Origin of the sequence: Marinobacter sp., assembly GCF_033722195.1 — a bacterium.
In the GTDB taxonomy this organism is placed as follows: Bacteria; Pseudomonadota; Gammaproteobacteria; order Pseudomonadales; family Oleiphilaceae; genus Marinobacter.
In genome coordinates, this window is sequence record NZ_JAWVZL010000062.1 from 1 (window position 1) to 18,189 (window position 18,189).

Annotated in this window: 14 protein-coding genes and 1 pseudogene; 3 read left to right on the plus strand and 12 right to left on the minus strand. The window is 64.7% G+C overall.

Annotated features, from left to right (window positions below):
- The 9 genes and pseudogenes from R3280_RS11425 to R3280_RS11465 form a co-directional block, all read right to left on the minus strand.
- A pseudogene (locus R3280_RS11425) lies at nucleotides 1-65 on the minus strand (F0F1 ATP synthase subunit B); the annotation flags it as partial.
- 82 nt (nucleotides 66-147) lie between these two features.
- Nucleotides 148-375: a F0F1 ATP synthase subunit C gene (atpE, locus tag R3280_RS11430; protein WP_027830230.1), complete on the minus strand. Its 228-nt coding sequence runs from the start codon at nucleotides 373-375 to the stop codon at nucleotides 148-150.
- 50 nt (nucleotides 376-425) lie between these two features.
- A complete protein-coding gene (gene atpB, locus R3280_RS11435; protein WP_318998737.1) occupies nucleotides 426-1,280 on the minus strand; it encodes a F0F1 ATP synthase subunit A in 855 nt (284 codons plus the stop codon).
- A gap of 15 nt (nucleotides 1,281-1,295) precedes the next feature.
- The gene (locus R3280_RS11440) at nucleotides 1,296-1,688 is read right to left on the minus strand and encodes an ATP synthase subunit I (RefSeq protein WP_318998738.1); all 393 of its coding nucleotides are present in this window, start codon (nucleotides 1,686-1,688) and stop codon (nucleotides 1,296-1,298) included.
- Between the two features lie 253 nt (nucleotides 1,689-1,941).
- Complete coding sequence (locus R3280_RS11445; protein ID WP_318998739.1) at nucleotides 1,942-2,817, minus strand: ParB/RepB/Spo0J family partition protein; 876 nt, start codon at nucleotides 2,815-2,817, stop codon at nucleotides 1,942-1,944.
- Nucleotides 2,818-2,873: 56 nt separating this feature from the next.
- Nucleotides 2,874-3,668: a ParA family protein gene (locus R3280_RS11450; RefSeq protein ID WP_318998740.1), complete on the minus strand. Its 795-nt coding sequence runs from the start codon at nucleotides 3,666-3,668 to the stop codon at nucleotides 2,874-2,876.
- Between the two features lie 2 nt (nucleotides 3,669-3,670).
- Nucleotides 3,671-4,318, minus strand: a complete 648-nt coding sequence (gene rsmG / locus R3280_RS11455; protein WP_318998741.1) for a 16S rRNA (guanine(527)-N(7))-methyltransferase RsmG — start codon at nucleotides 4,316-4,318, stop codon at nucleotides 3,671-3,673.
- A 6-nt stretch (nucleotides 4,319-4,324) separates the two neighbouring features.
- Nucleotides 4,325-6,211: a tRNA uridine-5-carboxymethylaminomethyl(34) synthesis enzyme MnmG gene (gene mnmG / locus R3280_RS11460; protein ID WP_318998742.1), complete on the minus strand. Its 1,887-nt coding sequence runs from the start codon at nucleotides 6,209-6,211 to the stop codon at nucleotides 4,325-4,327.
- 346 nt (nucleotides 6,212-6,557) lie between these two features.
- A complete protein-coding gene (locus R3280_RS11465; protein WP_318998743.1) occupies nucleotides 6,558-8,435 on the minus strand; it encodes an MFS transporter in 1,878 nt (625 codons plus the stop codon).
- 331 nt (nucleotides 8,436-8,766) lie between these two features.
- Here R3280_RS11465 and R3280_RS11470 point away from each other — a divergent pair, with 331 nt between their 5' ends.
- Nucleotides 8,767-10,026 carry an EAL domain-containing protein gene (locus R3280_RS11470; RefSeq protein ID WP_318998744.1) on the plus strand — a complete coding sequence of 420 codons (1,260 nt, stop codon included), beginning with the start codon at nucleotides 8,767-8,769 and terminating at the stop codon, nucleotides 10,024-10,026.
- A gap of 16 nt (nucleotides 10,027-10,042) precedes the next feature.
- On the opposite strand, the gene R3280_RS11475 is transcribed toward R3280_RS11470, so the two are convergent.
- From R3280_RS11475 to R3280_RS11485, 3 genes are all read right to left on the minus strand, one after another.
- Nucleotides 10,043-13,186 carry an efflux RND transporter permease subunit gene (locus R3280_RS11475; protein ID WP_318998745.1) on the minus strand — a complete coding sequence of 1,048 codons (3,144 nt, stop codon included), beginning with the start codon at nucleotides 13,184-13,186 and terminating at the stop codon, nucleotides 10,043-10,045.
- Nucleotides 13,187-13,194: 8 nt separating this feature from the next.
- Entirely contained in the window at nucleotides 13,195-14,265 is a 1,071-nt protein-coding gene (locus tag R3280_RS11480; protein WP_318998746.1) for an efflux RND transporter periplasmic adaptor subunit, read from the minus strand.
- Between the two features lie 89 nt (nucleotides 14,266-14,354).
- Nucleotides 14,355-14,876 carry a DUF3833 domain-containing protein gene (locus R3280_RS11485; protein ID WP_318998749.1) on the minus strand — a complete coding sequence of 174 codons (522 nt, stop codon included), beginning with the start codon at nucleotides 14,874-14,876 and terminating at the stop codon, nucleotides 14,355-14,357.
- Between the two features lie 295 nt (nucleotides 14,877-15,171).
- Between R3280_RS11485 and R3280_RS11490 the strand changes: the two genes are divergently transcribed.
- Nucleotides 15,172-16,992 (plus strand): acyl-CoA dehydrogenase C-terminal domain-containing protein, encoded by a 1,821-nt coding sequence (locus tag R3280_RS11490; protein WP_318998747.1) that lies wholly within the window; start codon nucleotides 15,172-15,174, stop codon nucleotides 16,990-16,992.
- A 137-nt stretch (nucleotides 16,993-17,129) separates the two neighbouring features.
- The gene (gene thpD / locus R3280_RS11495; RefSeq protein WP_318998748.1) at nucleotides 17,130-18,065 is read left to right on the plus strand and encodes an ectoine hydroxylase; all 936 of its coding nucleotides are present in this window, start codon (nucleotides 17,130-17,132) and stop codon (nucleotides 18,063-18,065) included.
- The last annotated feature ends 124 nt before the right edge of the window (nucleotides 18,066-18,189 follow it).

Below are 18,189 nucleotides of genomic sequence, written 5' to 3' on the forward strand. Positions count from 1 at the left end.
ACGCAGAACCAGACGAAAATAGCGAAGGCAATCGATTGCCCTATTAACGTAAGGTTGATATTCACGGCAATATACCTCTTGCTATTCGTTGCATCCTGGTGTCCGTCAAACCGGGCGCCCGTTCAGCGCCCGCCCTTGCGGCCGGGATTAACCAGCAACAACGAAGATCAGGTACATCGCGATACCAACACCGATCATGGGCACGGCGTCCAGCAGACCGGCCATGATGAAGGCTTTGGTCTGCAGCTGGTTGCCAAGCTCGGGCTGACGTGCGGTGGACTCAAGCAGCTTGCCGCCCAGAAGACCGAAGCCGATGCCGGCACCCAGGGCGCCCAGACCGATGATCAGTGCTGCTGCAATAAATACCATTTCCATTGAAGACTCCTAGTTTTATCAGACAGTTAAGGGTTAATGTGTTGGATTGATCAGTGATCTTCGTGTGCTGCACTGAGGTAAACCACAGCCAGCGTTGTAAAGATGAAGGCCTGCAGGGTTACCACCAGAATGTGGAAGATGGCCCAGGGCACGTGCAGTGTCCACATGACCCACAGGGGCAGCAGCGCGATCAGGATGAATACCACCTCACCGGCGTACATGTTACCAAACAGACGCAGTGCCAGGCTGACCGGCTTGATGATCAGCGCCAGCAGTTCCAGTACCAGGTTGAAAGGTACCAGCGACCAATGGTTAAAGGGTGTAAACGAGAGCTCTTTGGTAAACCCGCCGACGCCCTTGACCTTGAAGCTGTAAAACAGGATCAGCAGGAACACGCCCAGCGAGATGCCGAAGGTGCCGTTGGGATCGGTGGTGGGCACGATCTTGAAGTACTCCAGGCCCATGGCGTGGGCGAGGGAGGGGATGTAGTCCACCGGAATCAGCTTCAGTGAGTTCATCAGGAAGATCCAGACGAACATGGTCAGTGCCAGCGGCGCGATGATGGGGTTCCGGCCGTGGAACACATCCCGCACGATGCCCTGGACGAACTCGACGCTCATCTCCACCAGGTTCTGGAGCCCGGAGGGGGTATCGGTGGTGGCTTTCTTGGCCACGCTGCGGAACAGACCCAGGAACAGTATACCCATCGCCAGGGACCAGCCCATGGTGTCCACGTGGATGGCCATGAAACCCATGTCCATGGCTTCCTGGCCGGTATGGGCCATGGTCCAGGTGGCCTGCTCCAGCACGGTACCGTCGGCCCGCTCGTAGCCTTCCGGCAGCTTGCCGTAGGTCAGGTTGGTGAGGTGGTGCTTGATGTACTCTACTGGGGTATCAGCTGCCATACTGTTCTCGTCCAGTCATCGCCGTGCTTTGGGCTGAATCCGCCAGCGTATCACGCTACCGGCCACAACCATCACGGCAAAAGTGAAAAACAGAGCCGGCACATGTACTGGCTCCATTAAGATGAATACGGCCGCAAAAAAAACGGCGGTCAGGGCCAGCTTGATGGTTTCGGCCCTGAACATGTTGCCCACCACCAGGTGCGCATTTCTGGCACCCTCGAACCGGTACATCCGGTGGGCGAAATAGACGTTTGGGATAATGTAGATGAGACCGCCGATGAACGCGGAATAACCTGCCAAACGACTCTCTGTGATCCATGCCAGGCTGATCAGTGTCACCAGCCCGAGCTCGATTGCCAGCCACTTCACCAGCGGCAACCGTGTTAAGCGCTTTTCGGTCGTGGACATGGAACCGGCCTGAAAGAATGAACCCGAAATCTGCTTCCTGCCAGCAACCCTGTCCGGAGTTAATGCAAGCGCGCGAAATTATATGTGTTAACCGGTAGCTGTTCAACAGAACCGGCGGCAAACGCCGATGAAAAATTAACCAGTTTTCCCGGCGAAAACCGTTTTATCACACAAGTTGTGTCTGAATCACGGGAGATCACGACATGTGGTGTTTTGGTGCACGACCACTACTTTGGCAGCATCGACTAAGTCACTACTTGATATGACCCAGGATGCCGTCCAGTTCGTCCAGTGAGTTGTACTCGATCACCAGCTTGCCCCTGCCACGCTGACCGTGATCGATGGACACCCGGGCCCCGAGGCGGTCCGCCAGGTCGTCCTGCAGGGCGCGGATGTTGGGGTCCAGCGCCGGCTTGCCCTGGGCCTTGTGGCCGGGGGTTTCCTGCTGGATGCGCCGCACCAGGGATTCGGTCTGCCGTACCGACAGGGACTTGGCCACCACCTGGCGGGCCACCTGCATCTGCTGCTCCGGCGGCAGGGTCAGCATGGCGCGGCCATGGCCCATTTCCAGGTCGCCGTGCTCCAGCATGACACGGACATCCTCGGTGAGGCTGGTCAGGCGCAGCAGGTTGGTGATGGTGGTGCGGGACTTGCCCACGGCCTCGGCCACCTGGGCCTGGGTGAGGCCGAACTCATCCTGCAGGCGGTGCAGGGCGAAGGCTTCCTCGATGGGATTGAGGTTCTCGCGCTGGATGTTCTCGATCAGCGCCATGGCGATGGCAGCTTCGTCGGACACGTCCCGGATGATGGCGGGGATGCGGTCCAGCTCCGCTATCTGGGTGGCGCGCCAGCGCCGCTCGCCGGCGATCAGCTCATAGCGGCCTTCATGGATGGGGCGCACCACCACCGGCTGCATCACGCCCTGCTGGCGAATGGAATCCGCCAGCTCCTGCAGCGCGGCCGGGTCCATGTCGCGACGGGGCTGGTAGCGGCCACGCTGGATTAGGTCCACCGGCACTTCCCGCAATTCGCCGTCGTGTTCGCTCAGGTCCCGGTCCAGGTTGACCTTGGAGCCCGCCAGCAGGGCGCCCAGACCGCGTTCACCCAATCCTCGTTTTTTTGCCGCCATGGTGTCCGTCATTTGTTCCGGTAGAAGTCAGTCACTGATGCAAAGGTGCCGCTATCTTACACGGCCACCGCGGGTGATGTCTTTGCCGAGCCGTGGCGGCGGACCATTTCCCCGGCCAGGGCAAGGTAGGCCACCGCGCCCTTGGAGGTACGGTCATACATCAGCGCCGGCAGGCCGTAGCTGGGGGCCTCCGCCAGCCGGACATTGCGGGGTATCACCGCCTTGTAGACCTTGTCGCCGAAGTACTCGCTGAGCTGGCCGGACACATCCAGGGTGAGGCTGTTGCGGGGGTCGTACATGGTGCGCAGGATGCCTTCCACCTGAAGCTCGGGGTTGACGGTTTCCTGGATCTGCTCGACGGTGTTCATCAGCGCCGCCAGGCCCTCGAGGGCGTAGTATTCGCACTGCATGGGAATCAGCACCGTGTCGGCGGCGGAGAGGGCATTGACCGTGAGCAGGTTCAGCGACGGCGGGCAGTCGATCAGGATATAGTCGTACTGGTCCCGCACACCGTTGATGGCCAGCCGCAGCCGGTGCTCGCGGCCGATCTCGTTCATCAGCTCCACCTCGGCGGCGGTAAGGTCACCGTTGGCGGGCAGGATATTGAAGCCGGAGGCCTCCGCCGGGATGATCACCTCGGCGGCGCTGGCGCGCTTGGTGAGCAGGTCATAGCCCGACAGCTGCACACCGTTCTTGTCGACACCGCTGCCCATGGTGGCGTTGCCCTGCGGATCCATGTCCACCAGCAGCACCCGACGCTTGGTGGCGGCCAGGGAGGCAGCCAGGTTGACACAGGTCGTGGTTTTGCCGACGCCGCCTTTCTGGTTGGTGACTGCGATGACGCGCGCCATGGCTAACCTCCTGTCTGTGGGTCACGATCGATCAAAAGCAGGTGGCGTTCGCCGGCACAGCCGGGCACCTGCAGGGCATGGTGGGCACGCACTCGCCAGCCGGCGGGCAAGGCTGCCACTTCATCATCCGGAAACTGGCCTTTCATGGCAAGGAACTGGCCGTCGTCCGCCAGCAGGTGGCCGCACCAGTCCACCAGGTTGGCCAGGGCGGTGAAGGCCCGGCTGCTGATCTGGCGGTACTTTACATCCGGTGTGCAGGTTTCGGCCCGGCCGTGGATCACCGTTACGTTGCCCAGCTTCAGTTCCAGCACGCACTGGGTCAGGAAGCGGGTTTTCTTGCTGTTGCTGTCCAGCAGGGTAAATCGGCGCTCCGGCAGCGCGATGGCCAAGGGAATGCCCGGCAGGCCACCGCCGGCGCCCACATCCAGCAGCGCTTCAGCATCCACCCAGGGCAGCACGCTGAGACTGTCCAGCAGCTGCCGGGACACCATCTCGCCGGGCTCCCGCACCGCCGTCAGATTGTAGGCCCGATTCCATTTCGCCAGCAGACCCAGAAAGGCCAGCAGGCGGTCCTGCTGCTGGCCATCCAGGGCCAGGCCCAGGCTGTCCAGACCGGCCCGGAGCTGGCCGGACCATCGCGGATCCATCATGCCGGCTCAGGCCGACTGCTTGCGCAGCAGGTCGCGCTTTTTCAGGTGCACCAGCAGCTGGGAGACCGCCGCCGGCGTCACACCCTGGATGCGGGAAGCCTGGGCGATGGTCTCCGGTCGCACCGCCTTGAGCTTCTGCCGGATCTCGTTGGACAGGCCGCCGACGGCGTCGAAGTCCATGTCGGCGGGCAGGGCAGTGTTCTCGTTGCGGCGCAGGCGCTCGATCTCATCGGCCTGGCGCGAGATGTAGCCCTCGTACTTGATTTCGATCTCCACCTGGTCTGCCACCGCCGGGTCCTCGGCCTGCTCACCGCCGATCTCGGCAATGTGCTGGTAGACGATTTCGGGCCGGCGCAGCAGTTCCGCCAGCGACTGCTCCCGGGTCAGCGGCCGCTGCAGGTAGTTATCGGCGATAGCGCCCTCGGCAGTGCCCGGGTGCACGAAACGGGTGGTGAGGCGCTGGCGCTCGGTGGCGATGGCCTCGCGCTTGGTGTTGAAACGGTGCCAGCGCTCCTCGTCCACCAGGCCCAGACGGTGGCCGGTCTCGGTCAGGCGCAGGTCGGCGTTGTCCTCCCGCAGGATCAGCCGGTATTCGGCCCGGCTGGTGAACATGCGGTAGGGCTCGGAGGTGCCCATGGTGATCAGGTCGTCCACCAGTACGCCCAGGTAGGCCTCATCCCGGCGCGGATACCAGGCGTCCCGTTCCTGGGCCTGGAGCGCGGCATTGATGCCCGCCAGCAGCCCCTGGGCGCCGGCCTCCTCATAGCCGGTGGTGCCGTTGATCTGGCCGGCGAAGTAGAGCCCGCCGATGAACTTGGTCTCCAGGGTATGACGCAGGTCCTGCGGATTGAGGTAGTCGTACTCGATGGCGTAGCCCGGCCGGGTGATGTGGGCATTCTCGAAACCGGGAATGGAGCGCACCGCCGCCAACTGGATGTCGAACGGCAGGCTGGTGGAGATGCCGTTGGGGTAGAGCTCGTTGGTGGTCAGGCCCTCGGGCTCGACAAAGATCTGGTGGGAGTCCTTGTCGGCGAAGCGGTTGACCTTGTCCTCAATGGACGGGCAGTAGCGCGGGCCGATGCCCTCGATGTTGCCGGCAAACATGGGCGAACGGTCGAAGCCGCTGCGGATGATGTCGTGGGTCTGCTCGGTGGTGCGGGTGACATAGCAGCACACCTGCCGCGGGTGTTCCGCCCGGGAACCCAGGAAGGACATCACCGGGGTGGGGTCGTCGCCCCACTGTTCCTGCATCACCGAGAAATCCACGCTGCGGGCGTCGATGCGCGGCGGCGTACCGGTTTTCAGCCGGCCCACGTTGAACGGCAGCTCCCGCAGGCGCTGCGCCAGGGCGTTGGCCGGCGCGTCCCCGGCGCGGCCGCCGGAGTGGTGCTGCATGCCGATGTGGATAACACCGCCCAGGAAGGTGCCGGTGGTCAGCACCACGGTGCGGGCCATGAAGCGGATGCCGGTCTGGGTCACCACACCGGTAACCCGGTCGCCCTCGACGATCAGGTCGTCAGCGGCCTGCTGGAACAGGGTCAGGTTGGGCTGGTTCTCCAGCAGTTCGCGGATGGCCGCCTTGTACAGCACCCGGTCGGCCTGGGCGCGGGTGGCCCGTACCGCCGGCCCCTTGCGGGAGTTGAGGGTGCGGAACTGGATCCCGGCACGGTCGGTGGCGCGGGCCATGGCACCGCCCAGGGCATCGATTTCCTTGACCAGGTGGCTCTTGCCGATACCCCCGATGGCGGGGTTGCAGGACATCTGCCCCAGGGTCTCGATATTGTGGGTCAGCAAAAGCGTGGCCGAACCCATACGGGCGGCCGCCAACGCGGCTTCCGTACCGGCATGGCCACCACCAATGACAATCACATCGAATCGGCTCGGAAAATCCACACGGCACCTCAAGGAAATGACAGTAAAAAACGGGCGGCAGAGTATAACGCGTCAGGCCCGCAATTGCAGTCCGGATGTGCAAATTTTAACCACTTTGGCCGGCTCCGGGGAGGTCCGGTTGAGCTGGAGCCGGGGGTGACCGGGCCGATTCTAAAACTTCCTCAACAAATCAGGGGCTTGGCGAATTCATTTGAGAACTCTGATCAACAAAGTTATCCACATTTCGATAGTACTGGAATGCCCCGATTTAGCGCACTAAGTCTTTGTTTCCTATATAACTGATGAAACTTACCCAGGGCTTATGCTGAGGTTGTTCAGATAGTTATCCACAGCTGTGGCGGCGCTCTCAGGCCTTCGCGCCGCGCAATTCACGCACCGCCTGCTCCAGGGCCCGGGCGGAAACCTGCTCCGGCGCTACCGGTTCGCCCGCCCGCAACTCGATCCTGGACCAGAACCGTCGCGGCCAGTGCCGCATGGCCGGACCACCGGCGTGGCTGAAGAAACTGCCCCACAGGCCCCGCAGGGCCAGCGGTACCACGGTGACCGGCCGGCGCCGGACAATGGTCTCGACGCCGCTGCGGAACTCGCGGATGTCGCCGTCCGGGGTGAGCCGGCCCTCCGGGAAAATGCACACCACATGATCCTGGGCCAGCTCCTCATCGATGCGCTCGAAGGCCTGATGGTAGATGTCCGGGTCCTGCTTGCGGGGGGCGATGGGAATGGTACGGGCCAGACGGAAGAAGGCCCCCAGCACCGGGGTGGCGAAAATCCGGTGGTCCATGACAAAGCGCACCGGCCGGCGGATGGCACCCGCCAGCACCAGGGCGTCCACGTAGGACACGTGGTTGCACACCAGCAGCACCGGGCCCTGCTCGGGGATGCGGTCGAGGCCGCGGTGACGGACCCGGTAGATCGTATGGGACAGCAGCCAGATCACGAACCGGAGGGCGAAATCCGGCATCTGCTGGTAGACAAAACCGGCCACCACCAGGTTCATCAGTGCCAGCACCAGGAAGAATTCGGCAATGGTCAGTCCCAACAGCCCCAGCAGCAGGATGCCCGCCAGGGCGCTGACCACCATGAACAGGGCGTTGATCACGTTGAGGGCGGCGATGATGCGGGCGCGCCGGTCCGGCGGCGTTTCCTGCTGGATGTAGGCGTAGAGCGGCACGATGAACAGGCCGCCGGAGATGCCGATACCCAGAAGATCCAGCAGCACCCGCCGGTAGGCCGGGTCGGTGAACAGGGTCTGCCAGTTGCTGGCCACCGGATCGGCGGGTATGTGGAAGTACAGGTCGATGGCCAGCAGGCTCAGGCCCAGCGAGCCGATGGGCACGATGCCCAGCTCCACCCGGTGGCCGGACAGCCGTTCACAGAGCATGGAACCCACCGCGATGCCCACGGTAAACACCGCCAGCAGCAGGGTCACCACGGTTTCGTCACCCATCAGGTCGAGTTTGGCGAAATTGGGGAACTGGGTCAGGTAGGCCGCGCCCAGGAACCAGAACCAGGAGATGGCCAGAATGGCCAGGAAGACATTGTAGCGCTCCCGGGCCAGCACCATCAGGCGCCAGGTTTCCCGGAACGGCTGCAGCCGCACGGTCATGCCGGCGGCGCCAGCGGGGGTTGGCGGCACCGCCCGGGCGCTCAGGTAGCCCAGCACTGCCACCAGCACCACCCCCACCGCGGCCACCTTGGCGGCCGCCTCCAGCCCCAGGATCAGGCCGGCGGCGATGGTACCCAGCAGGATGGAGACGAAGGTACCCATGCCCACCAGGGCGTTACCGCCCACCAGTTCATCGTCGCTCAGGACCTGGGGCAGGATGGCGTATTTCACCGGTCCGAAGAAGGTGGACTGGGTGCCCATCAGGAACAGCAGCACCAGCAGCAGCTCGTACCAGCCCAACCAGAGTCCGACGGCCGCGGCCGCCATGATCAGGATCTCCACCAGCTTTACCCAGCGGATGACGGCGGATTTCTCGTACTTGTCCGCCACCTGGCCGGCGATGCCGGAAAACAGGAAGAACGGCAGGATGAACAGGAAGGCGGCGATGTTCACCACCAGGGTACTGGACAGCCCCAGCAGACCACCGGTGGTGTAGGTCACCAGCAGCAACAGGGCATTCTTGAACAGATTGTCGTTGAAGGCGCCGGCGAACTGGGTCAGGAAAAACGGCAGGAAACGGCGTTCCGCGAACAGCCGGAACTGACTGTGATCGGCCAAGATACAACTCCCTTTGGTATCACTGCAGGTTGCACTGCGGCTGCCGCCGCCCCGGCCAACGATGCGACAAAGCGCGGCGGCAGGCAACCGCTTTCGGCGCCCGGCTCCGGAAAGGGGCGCCGGCCCCACCCGATGCGCCGGCCTGGTGCAGAAAAATCGGTCACTCAGGCGGGTGACCGGAAACTGACGTCACAAAACCCCTTTAAACGACGGTTTTCAATCGTTTTGGCACGAAGCTGGCTTGATACCGGCTCAAAGGCTTTCTGAAACTGTCAACCAACCGTTACTCAGCGTGCCAGGGACGGAGTGAGTAGTACCGTAGAGCACTGTCATGACCAACGTCGTCAAGTTTTCCCCCTGGAGTCGCCGGCCCGGTAACCACTTCCTGGCCGATTTCCAGTTGCGCTCCGCCTTTCAGCCCATCTTCAGCCCCAGCCACAAGCGTCTGGTGGGCTATGAGGCGCTGGTCCGGGTCAGCCGGGACGGCAAACCGGTGGCGCCGCCGGCCCTGTTCGAACGGGCGCGCCTGAGTGGGCGTACCGAAGAACTGGACCGCCAGCTGCTGGCCCAGCACCTGGAATGCTTCGGCGGCCAGCCCAGGCCCGCCTGGCTGTTCCTCAACATCACCCCGGACACCTGCGTGCACCCGGATCCGGCCCTGGACCGGCTTGGCCAGGCCTGCGACGCCGCCGGCCTGGAGCCGGGTCAGGTGGTGCTCGAAGTGGTGGAGACCGCCACCGGTGACCGCACCGCGCTGCTGAGATTTGTCGCCGAGGCCAAGCACCGGGGTTTCCAGATCGCCATCGACGACTTCGGCATGGGGGATTCCAACTTCGAGCGCATGTGGCAGCTGGAGCCGCTGATCGTCAAGATCGACCGCAGCCTGCTGGTGAACGCCGAACACCACCGCCGCGCCCGGCTGCTGCTGGAAAGCCTGGTGAAGATGATCCGGGAAAGCGGCAGCCTGGTGCTGCTGGAGGGCATCGAGAACGAGGCCCAGGCCAGGATCGCCCTGGCCACCGAGGCCGACCTACTGCAGGGCTTCCTGTTCGGCCGGCCCGAGGCCGTGGACCGGATCCAGGCCGGCAGCCTGGAACAGGGCTTTGGCCGCCAGGTGGACCAGGCCCGCCGGCAGTCGCTGGAGGATGTGGCGGACCACGCCGGCTACCTGCGCCTGCTGCGGTACGAGACCCTGGCAAGCTGCCACGCCATCATGCGCCGGCAGGCCTTCGACGAGGCCTGCCGCAGCCTGCTGGCGGTAAACGGGGTCAAGCGCTGCTTCCTGCTCAACGAAGCCGGCGTGCAGCAGGGCGAACTGGCCTGCGAATACCCGGGCCGCCTGCTGGCCGGCTTCAATCCGCTGTATCTGTCCAGCGGCGCCTGCTGGGTACACCGGGAGTACTTCCGCAGCGCCCTGGAGCGGCCCCATGACATCAATGTGTCACGACCCTATGTGGCGCTGCCGGATGCGGTCCGTACCGTCACCCTGTCCTCGGGCCTGCGCCTGGACAACCGCCCCATGGTGTTCTGTGTCGACCTGCATCCGGACGCGGTGTTCGACGGCCAGCTCAGCTTCCCGGACACCCTCTGAGACAGGGGCCGGCCGGCTAATCCTCGCGCCGGCTCTGCAGACTGGTGGCGGGCTCACCGCCGGCCGGCAGGGCCCGGGCCTGGCGCTCCAGGGCCACTTCCACCGCGTTGGTGGACTTGGCAAAGCGGGCGATCAGGTTGTAGAGCACCGGGATGATGAACAGGGTCAGGGTGGTGGCGAAGATCAGCCCGCCCAGCACCACCACACCGATGGCGGCGCGACTCTCGGCGCCGGCACCGGTGGCGATCACCAGTGGAACGGCGCCGAAAATCGTCGAAATGGTGGTCATCAGCACGGGCCGGAAGCGCAGGATGGCGCCCTCCAGGATGGCGTCGTGGACGCTGAGGCCCTTGTCCCGCAACTGGTTGGCGAACTCCACGATCAGGATGCCGTTCTTGGCCATCAGGCCCAGCAGCATGATGATGCCGATCTGACTGTAGATATTCAGGCTGATGCCGGTAAGCAGCAGCGCGATCAGCGCCCCGGTCACCGCCAGCGGCACCGACAGCATGATGATCAGCGGATGGATCCAGCTCTCGAACTGGGCCGCCAGCACCAGGAACACGATCACGAAGGCCAGCGCGAAAGTGACGTAGATGGCCGACGACGATTCCTCGAACTCCCGGCTCAGGCCCTTGTAGCTGACCCGGGCCTCCGCCGGCAGGTAATCCACTGCCAGGCCGTTGAGGTAGTCCAGCGCCGAGCCCAGATCGTAGCCTGGCGCCAGTGAGCCGCTGATCACCACCGCCGGCAGCCGGTCGATCCGGCGCAGGTCGGGGTTGGCGCCGATCTCCTCCACATCCACCAACGCCTGCAGGGGTACCAGGTCGCCCCCGGCCCGGGGCCGCAGGAAGATCTGGCCCAGGTCGTCCGGGGTGGCCCGGTCGGCGTCGTTGGCCTGCACGATGACGTCGTACTCCCGGCCCCGGTCCAGGAACGTGGTGACCTGGCGGGAGGCCAGCATGGTCTGCAGGGTCAGACCCACGTCCTCCACGGTGACGTCCAGGTCGGCCGCCCGCTGGCGGTCGATGGTGACCCGCAGTTCCGGCCGGGTGAGCTCGAAATCCGTCTCAAGGTTCAGCAGATTGGGGTTGTTGCGGGCCTGCTCGAGGATGTCCTGGCTCCACTGCTGGACGGTCTTGTAGTCCGGGCCGCCAATGACGAACTCGATGGGCTGGTTGAAGCCCCGCTGGCCCAGACCCGGCGGGTTCACCGCCACCGCCCGCACCCCTGGCACTTCCCCCAGCTTGGGAAAGAGTTCGGCGGCGATGGCCTGCTGTTTGATGTTCCGCTCCTCCCATGGCACCAGCCCCATGATCAGGAAGGCGCGGTCGGCCTCCTCACGAAAACCGACGATGGACAGCAGACGGTCGGAGGCGCCGTTGTCAAGGTAGGGCAGCAGCCGCTCCTCGATCTTGCGCACATGATGATCGGTGTATTCGGCGGTGGACCCCCGGGGCGCACTGGCCGGCATGATGATGATGCCGCGGTCCTCGGTGGGGGCCAGCTCCTGGGGCAGTTTGGGGAAGATCACCACCGCCATGACCAGACCCGCCACCCCCAGGCCCAGCAGCAGACCGGGCTGGCGCAGGGAGAATCTCAGCAACTTTTCATAGCCCCGGTTGAGACCGGTCAGCACCCGCTCACTGGCGGCCCAGAGGCGGTGACCCTCGGCACTTTCCGGGCTGGGTTTCAGCCACTTGGAGCAGAGCATGGGGGCCAGGGTCAGCGCCACCAGGCTGGACACCACCACCGCGGTCGCCAGGGTAAAGCCGAACTCGCCGAACAGCCGGCCAACGTTGCCCCCCATGAAGGAGATGGGCACGAACACGGCGATCAGGGTCAGGGTGGTGGCGATGACGGCGAAGGCCACCTGGCGGGCACCCCGGAAGGCCGCCAGCAGTGGCGGCTCGCCGTCGTCGATGCGGCGCTGGATGTTCTCCAGCATCACGATGGCGTCGTCCACCACCAGGCCGATGGCCAGGATGATGGCCAGCAGGGTCAGTACGTTGATGGAAAACCCCAGGGTGCCCAGGCCGATGAAGGCGCCGATCACCGCCACCGGAATGGTCACCGCCGGAATCAGTGTGGCCCGCCAGGAGCGCAGGAACAGGAAGATCACCAGGATCACCAGCGACACCGAGATCGCCAGGGTCACCATCACCTCCCGGATCGACGCCCGGATGAAGATGGACTCATCGTAGCTTTCGGCGATGGTGACCTCCGGCGGCAGGGTTTCGCGGATCTTGGCCAGCTCGGCCCGCACCGCCTCGGACACCGCCACGGTGTTGGACTTGGACTGGCGGATGATGCCCATGCCGATGGCGGTCTTGCCATTGGCCCGCAGCCGGCTGGTGTCGGATTCCACCCCCATCTGGACATTGGCCACTTCGCCCAGGCGCAGCAACTGGTTGCCGTCGCGGCGGATCACCAGGTTGCGGAATTCCTCCACGGTGGACAGCCGGCCCACCGCCCGCACGGTGAAATCGCGGGAACTGGACTCGATGGAGCCGGCCGGCAGCTCGATGTTGTTGGCCCGCAGGGCCCGCTCCACTTCCGCCACGGTGATGTTGCGGGCCGCCAGACGCTGCTGGTCCAGCCAGACCCGGATGGCGTAGCGGCGCTCACCGCCGATGCGGACATCGGCGACCCCGTCCAGTACCGACAGTCTGTCCGCCAGCACCCGCTCGGCGAAATCACTGAGCTCGGCGCTGTCCCAGACCTCGGAGCGCAGGGTCACCCACATCATCGGGCGGGCGTCGGAATCGGCTTTCTGGATGGTGGGCGGGTCAGCCTCCGCCGGCAGCTCACCGAGCACCCGGGACACGGCGTCCCGCACATCGTTCGCGGCGATGTCCACATCCCGGGAGGTGTTGAATTCGATGGAGGTGCGGGATTCCCCCTGCTCGGTGCTGGACTCGATGGAGCGGATGCCCTCCACCCCGCTGATGGCGCCCTCGATGACCTGGGTGATCTGGGTGTCCACCACTTCGGCGGCAGCGCCGGTGTAGTCGGTGGAAATGGAGACCTCGGGCGGGTCGATATCGGGGTATTCCCGCACCGGCAGCCCCAGCAGGGCGGCGATGCCGAACACCACGATGAGCAGGCTGACGACGGTGGCAAAGACCGGGCGCTTGATGGAAATGTCGGAGAGAATCATGCCGGCCCCTACTGCCAGGGCCGGGTCAGGGACTGGTCGCTGCTGAGCAGGGCGCCATCGTCCTGTACCACGGTGATGCGGTCGCCGCTGCTGAGGCGGTCCTGGCCGGTGACGATCACCGAGTCGCTGGCGTCCAGACCGGTCACCACCTCCACCATGCCCGGCTCACGGGCACCCAGGGTAACCTCGATGCGGCGGGCCTGGTCCTGGTCGGCGACAAAGACAAAGGCCTTCGCCCCCTGCACCAGCACCGCCTGTTCCGGCACCACCAGAGCCTGGCGCTCCTGCAGGGTCAGGCTCACCGACATGAATTGCCCGGGCCGCAGGCGGTTGTCCGGGTTGGCGATCACCGCCCGCACCGGCAACGACCGGGACAGCTCGTCCAGACGGGTGCCGAGTTCCGCCAGGCTGCCTTCGAATACCCGGTCCGGGAAGGCCGCGGTGCGGGCATTGAGCCGCTGACCCAGGCTGATCTGGCCCAGGTAGCGCTCCGGCACCGAGAAGGCCAGCTCCATGGGGTCGGTGGCGTCCAGGGTGGCGATGGTGTCGCCGATGTTGACGTAGGCGCCGATGCTGAGATCCACCAGGCCGACACTGCCGGCGAAGGGCGCTTCGATGCGGTGGTCGTCCAGGCGGGTACGGGCGGCATCACGCTGGGCTTCGGCCACGTCCAGGGTGGTCTGGAGGGCATCCACCTGGGCCTGGGAAATGCTGTTGTTGCTGCGCAGGGTGCTGGCGCGCTCGAACTGTCGTCGGGCATCGGCGTACTGGGCTTCCGCCACCCGCAGTTCCACCCGCGCCTGGCGGTCGTCCATCTGGACCAGCAACTGGCCCCGCTCGACCCGGTCGCCGGGGGCAAAATTGATCGCCACCACCCGGCCGTTGACCTCGCTGGTGAGGGCCACGGCTTCACGGGACTGCAGCGTGCCTACGGCCGCCACCCGGTCCTGCACTTCGGCCCGGGCCGGAGCCACCACGTTGACCGGACTGGCCCGCTTCTGCCGGCCCTGGGCCACCTCGTCACCCCCGCCGAACTGGTAATAGGCCACCGCGCCCACCACGGCGACCAGGGTTATCATGACAGCAACCAGCCACTGCTTGACCATAGTGTGTCCTACGCTATATGGCTTGACCGGGGCCGGTGACCGGCCTGTCGGCAAGGTGGCGGTCAGTCGCCGCCGGAATCGGTTTTCTGGATCATCAGAACAATCTCACCCACGCCAAAGCCGAACTTGGACATGGCGGTTTCGTTGATCAGGGTGTCCGGCGTGATCAGATACATCCAGTCGTCCATGCGCACGTCGATGGTGTCGTCGCGGTAGGGCACCCGCAGCACGTAATTCATGTTGATGGCGTTGCCCTGCCAGGTCATCAGGCCCGGCTCCACCACATCACCGGCGTTGGCGCGGTAGCCCTCGCCTTCCGGTGTCAGTGTCCAGACGCGGGTCTGGACCTCGCCATCGTCAAAGCGGAATACCTCGTCCAGGGTGCCCACACCCTCGTGGTTCCAGCTGGCGGTGATGTCGGCGTCAAACGTCCGGATCACCTCACCGGACCAGTCTTTGACCACGCCCCGGGCAACGAGTTCACCCCGGAAAAACTCCGACGGAATCAGTTTCGGGGTGTTGCCCTGGTAGTCCTGCAGCGAAGGGCCGGCGCAACCGGTCAGCAGCGTCAGAAGCAACGCCATACCGATAATACGTGCCAGCGGGGAGGTCGGAAGGATCGTCTGCGGTCTTTGCATGATTTTTACACTCTCTCCTGGCTGGGGGGGTCCATTTGTTCCCCGGAATTTACGTGTTTTCGCCCTGGCCAGACCAGTTATAAAGACGGCGGATGCGCCATCGTCATCTCGGCCAATTGTCATTTCTGACACGGTGCCAGGCGCTTTCCGTCAATGGATACGCCCATGGATTGTCGTACAAAGGTCTCATCGAGCAACCCGGTTTGCTCCCAGACGCTCCGATTTCAGATGAGGTACGGTTATGCCGGTATACAAGGCGCCCCTGCGCGACATGAAGTTCCTGCTCAACGAAGTCTTCGACTACCCCAGCCACTACGCCGGCCTGCGCCAAGGCGAGAACGCCACGCCGGACATCGTCGACGCCATCCTCACCGAGTGCGGCCGTTTCTGCGAGGAGGTATTGAGCCCGCTCTACCAGACTGGCGACGCCGAGGGCTGCAAGCTCGAGAACGGCGAGGTCACCACACCCAAGGGCTACAAGGAAGCCTACCGGCAGTATGTGGAAGGCGGCTGGCAGGGGCTGTCGGCGCCGGAGGAAGTGGGCGGCCAGGGCCTGCCGGCGTCCATGGGTCTGCTGAAGCAGGAAATGATGGGCACCGCCAACTGGCCGTTCAGTATGTACCCGGGCCTGTCCCTGGGCGCCATGAACACCCTGCAGCTGCACGGCAGTGAGGACCAGCAGCAGACCTACCTGTTGCCCCTGACCGAAGGCCGCTGGGCCGGCACCATGTGCCTGACCGAACCCCAGTGCGGCACCGACTTGGGCCAGATCAAGACCCGCGCCGAGCCCCAGGCGGACGGAAGCTACAAGGTTACCGGCACCAAGATCTTCATTTCTTCCGGTGACCACGATCTCACCGAGAACATTGTTCACATCGTGCTGGCGCGGCTGCCGGACGCTCCCAAGGGTACCCGCGGCATCTCCCTGTTCATCGTGCCCAAGTACCTGCCGGACGGCCAGGGCGGCGTCGGCGAGCGCAACGGCGTCACCTGCGGCAGTCTCGAGCACAAGATGGGCATCAAGGCCTCCGCCACCTGCGTGATGAACTTCGACGGTGCCACCGGCTTCCTGCTGGGCCCGGAGAACGAGGGCCTCGAATGCATGTTCACCTTCATGAACACCGCTCGCATCGGCACCGCCATCCAGGGTGTGGGGCCGGCGGAGCTGTCCTACCAGTGGGCGCTGGACTACGCCCGCGAGCGCCGCTCCATGCGGGCGCTGTCCGGCAAGAAGGACGCCGACCAGGTCGCCGACCGGCTGATCCACCACGCCGATGTGCGGCGCATGCTGCTGACCCAGAAGGCCATAGCCGAGGGCGGCCGTGCCATGCTGTATTACGCCGCCCGACTGGCGGACCACATGGTGGCGGGTCACCTGGAAGGGGATGACGCCAAGGCCGAGGCCTACGACGACAAGCTGGGCTTCCTGACCCCGATCCTCAAGGGCTTCCTCACCGAGCTCGGCAACGAGGCCGCCAATCTCGGGGTGCAGGTGTTCGGTGGCCACGGCTACATCCGCGAGCACGGGATGGAACAGATCGTCCGCGACACCCGCATTGCCACCCTTTACGAGGGTACCACCGGTATCCAGGCGCTGGACCTGCTGGGCCGCAAGGTGCTGATGATGACCCAGGGCGGCGCCGTGCGTGACTTCACCCTGCAGGTCAGCAATTTCGCCCGCAAGCACGTGACCAACAAGCAGCTGCGGCCCTACGCCTGGCAGCTGCTCAAGCTCTGCGCCCAGTGGAACATGCTGACGGTGCGGCTGATGCTGGTGGCCCGCAAGGACCGGGACATGGTCAGCGCCGCCGCCAACGATTTCCTGATGTTCAGCGGCTACGTCACCATGGCCTTCATGTGGGCCCGCATGGCGGCGGTGGCGGTGGACAAGCTGGCCAACGGCGGCGAGGAGTCCGAAGACTTCTACCGCGCCAAGCTGGCCACCGCCGAGTTCTACTACGAGCGCCTGCTGCCCCGGGCCCAGGCCCATGCCACCAGCATGCTCAGCCCAAGCCGCAACCTGATGCAGCTGGACGCGGACCATATGGCCTTCACCGGGTAATCGGTGACCTTCCGGTCCCGGGCGCCCTGCCCGGGACCTTTTGGTGGCCTTGAAAAATTTTGGGTCCGACCATAGCTCTCTCTCACTCTTTAACCAAGAGGATTTCATCAGCACAAAAGCAAGACGGAGGATCGACTATGGACGCTCGTTCTGACGACCTGTACCCCACCCGGCTGGAGCGACCCAGCCAGAGCTTTGAACGCCTGGATCCGGTGGTTCACAGCTCCGGTCAAGACCGTACCAATGGCCCCCTCAGCGAGACCGACCTGGCCCGCTATGAGCGCGATGGCTTCCTGGTGTTCGACCGCTTCCTGGACAGCGCCAGTGTGCGCAGCTTCCTGGATGACCTGCGGGCCTACGAAAGCAACGACTCGGTACTCAACTCCGAGGGCACCATCACCGAACCCGGCAAACAGGAAATCCGCTCCATTTTCGGCATCCACGAGGTGTCCGACCGCTTCGACCGGCTGACCCGGGACCCGGAAATCCTGGCCATGGTGAGGCAACTGCTGGGCGGCGATGCCTATATCCACCAGTCCCGCATTAACTACAAGCCGGGGCTGCACGGCAAGGGCTTCAACTGGCATTCGGATTTCGAGACCTGGCACGCCGAGGACGGCATGCCCAGGATGCGGGCGGTGAGCTTTTCCATCACCCTCACCGACAACACCCCGTTCAACGGCCCGCTGATGCTCGTGCCGGGCTCCCACAAGCAGTTTGTGCCCTGTGTCGGCCGCACCCCGGAAGACAACTACCAGTCGTCATTGAAGAAGCAGGAGCTGGGGGTACCCGGCGACAAAGCGCTGAACGACCTGATCGAGCGCCACGGCATCACCGCCCCCACCGGGCCGGCCGGCTCGCTGATCATCTTCGAGTGCAACACCCTGCACGGCTCCAACGCCAACATGTCGCCCTGGCCCCGGAGCAACCTGTTCTTCGTCTACAACAGTGTCGAGAACCAGCTCCAGCAGCCGTTCTGCGGCAACAAGCCGCGGCCTGATTTCCTGGGCAACCGCACCCAGACCGAAGCGTTGCAGCCGGTGAGCCGGCGCGAGCTCTCCCGCACCGGTTGACCATTGGCCGGAGTGGCGGGGGGCCGGGTCACAGGGCCGGCGACCACCCCCGGCCGACGAGCCCAGACAAAAGCTGCCGGAGAAATTTCCCCGCCCAGAGGGCGCCGGGCAGGGCCCCGGGGTG

What these genes read in the sequence shown, in the direction of transcription:
- atpE (WP_027830230.1), bottom strand. Translation starts at nt 375, where the DNA reads ATGGAAATGGTATTTATTGCAGCAGCACTGATCATCGGTCTGGGCGCC.
- atpB (WP_318998737.1), bottom strand. Translation starts at nt 1,280, where the DNA reads ATGGCAGCTGATACCCCAGTAGAGTACATCAAGCACCACCTCACCAAC.
- R3280_RS11440 (WP_318998738.1), bottom strand. Translation starts at nt 1,688, where the DNA reads ATGTCCACGACCGAAAAGCGCTTAACACGGTTGCCGCTGGTGAAGTGG.
- R3280_RS11445 (WP_318998739.1), bottom strand. Translation starts at nt 2,817, where the DNA reads ATGGCGGCAAAAAAACGAGGATTGGGTGAACGCGGTCTGGGCGCCCTG.
- R3280_RS11450 (WP_318998740.1), bottom strand. Translation starts at nt 3,668, where the DNA reads ATGGCGCGCGTCATCGCAGTCACCAACCAGAAAGGCGGCGTCGGCAAA.
- rsmG (WP_318998741.1), bottom strand. Translation starts at nt 4,318, where the DNA reads ATGATGGATCCGCGATGGTCCGGCCAGCTCCGGGCCGGTCTGGACAGC.
- R3280_RS11470 (WP_318998744.1), top strand. Translation starts at nt 8,767, where the DNA reads ATGACCAACGTCGTCAAGTTTTCCCCCTGGAGTCGCCGGCCCGGTAAC.
- R3280_RS11475 (WP_318998745.1), bottom strand. Translation starts at nt 13,186, where the DNA reads ATGATTCTCTCCGACATTTCCATCAAGCGCCCGGTCTTTGCCACCGTC.
- R3280_RS11480 (WP_318998746.1), bottom strand. Translation starts at nt 14,265, where the DNA reads ATGATAACCCTGGTCGCCGTGGTGGGCGCGGTGGCCTATTACCAGTTC.
- R3280_RS11485 (WP_318998749.1), bottom strand. Translation starts at nt 14,876, where the DNA reads ATGGCGTTGCTTCTGACGCTGCTGACCGGTTGCGCCGGCCCTTCGCTG.
- R3280_RS11490 (WP_318998747.1), top strand. Translation starts at nt 15,172, where the DNA reads ATGCCGGTATACAAGGCGCCCCTGCGCGACATGAAGTTCCTGCTCAAC.
- thpD (WP_318998748.1), top strand. Translation starts at nt 17,130, where the DNA reads ATGGACGCTCGTTCTGACGACCTGTACCCCACCCGGCTGGAGCGACCC.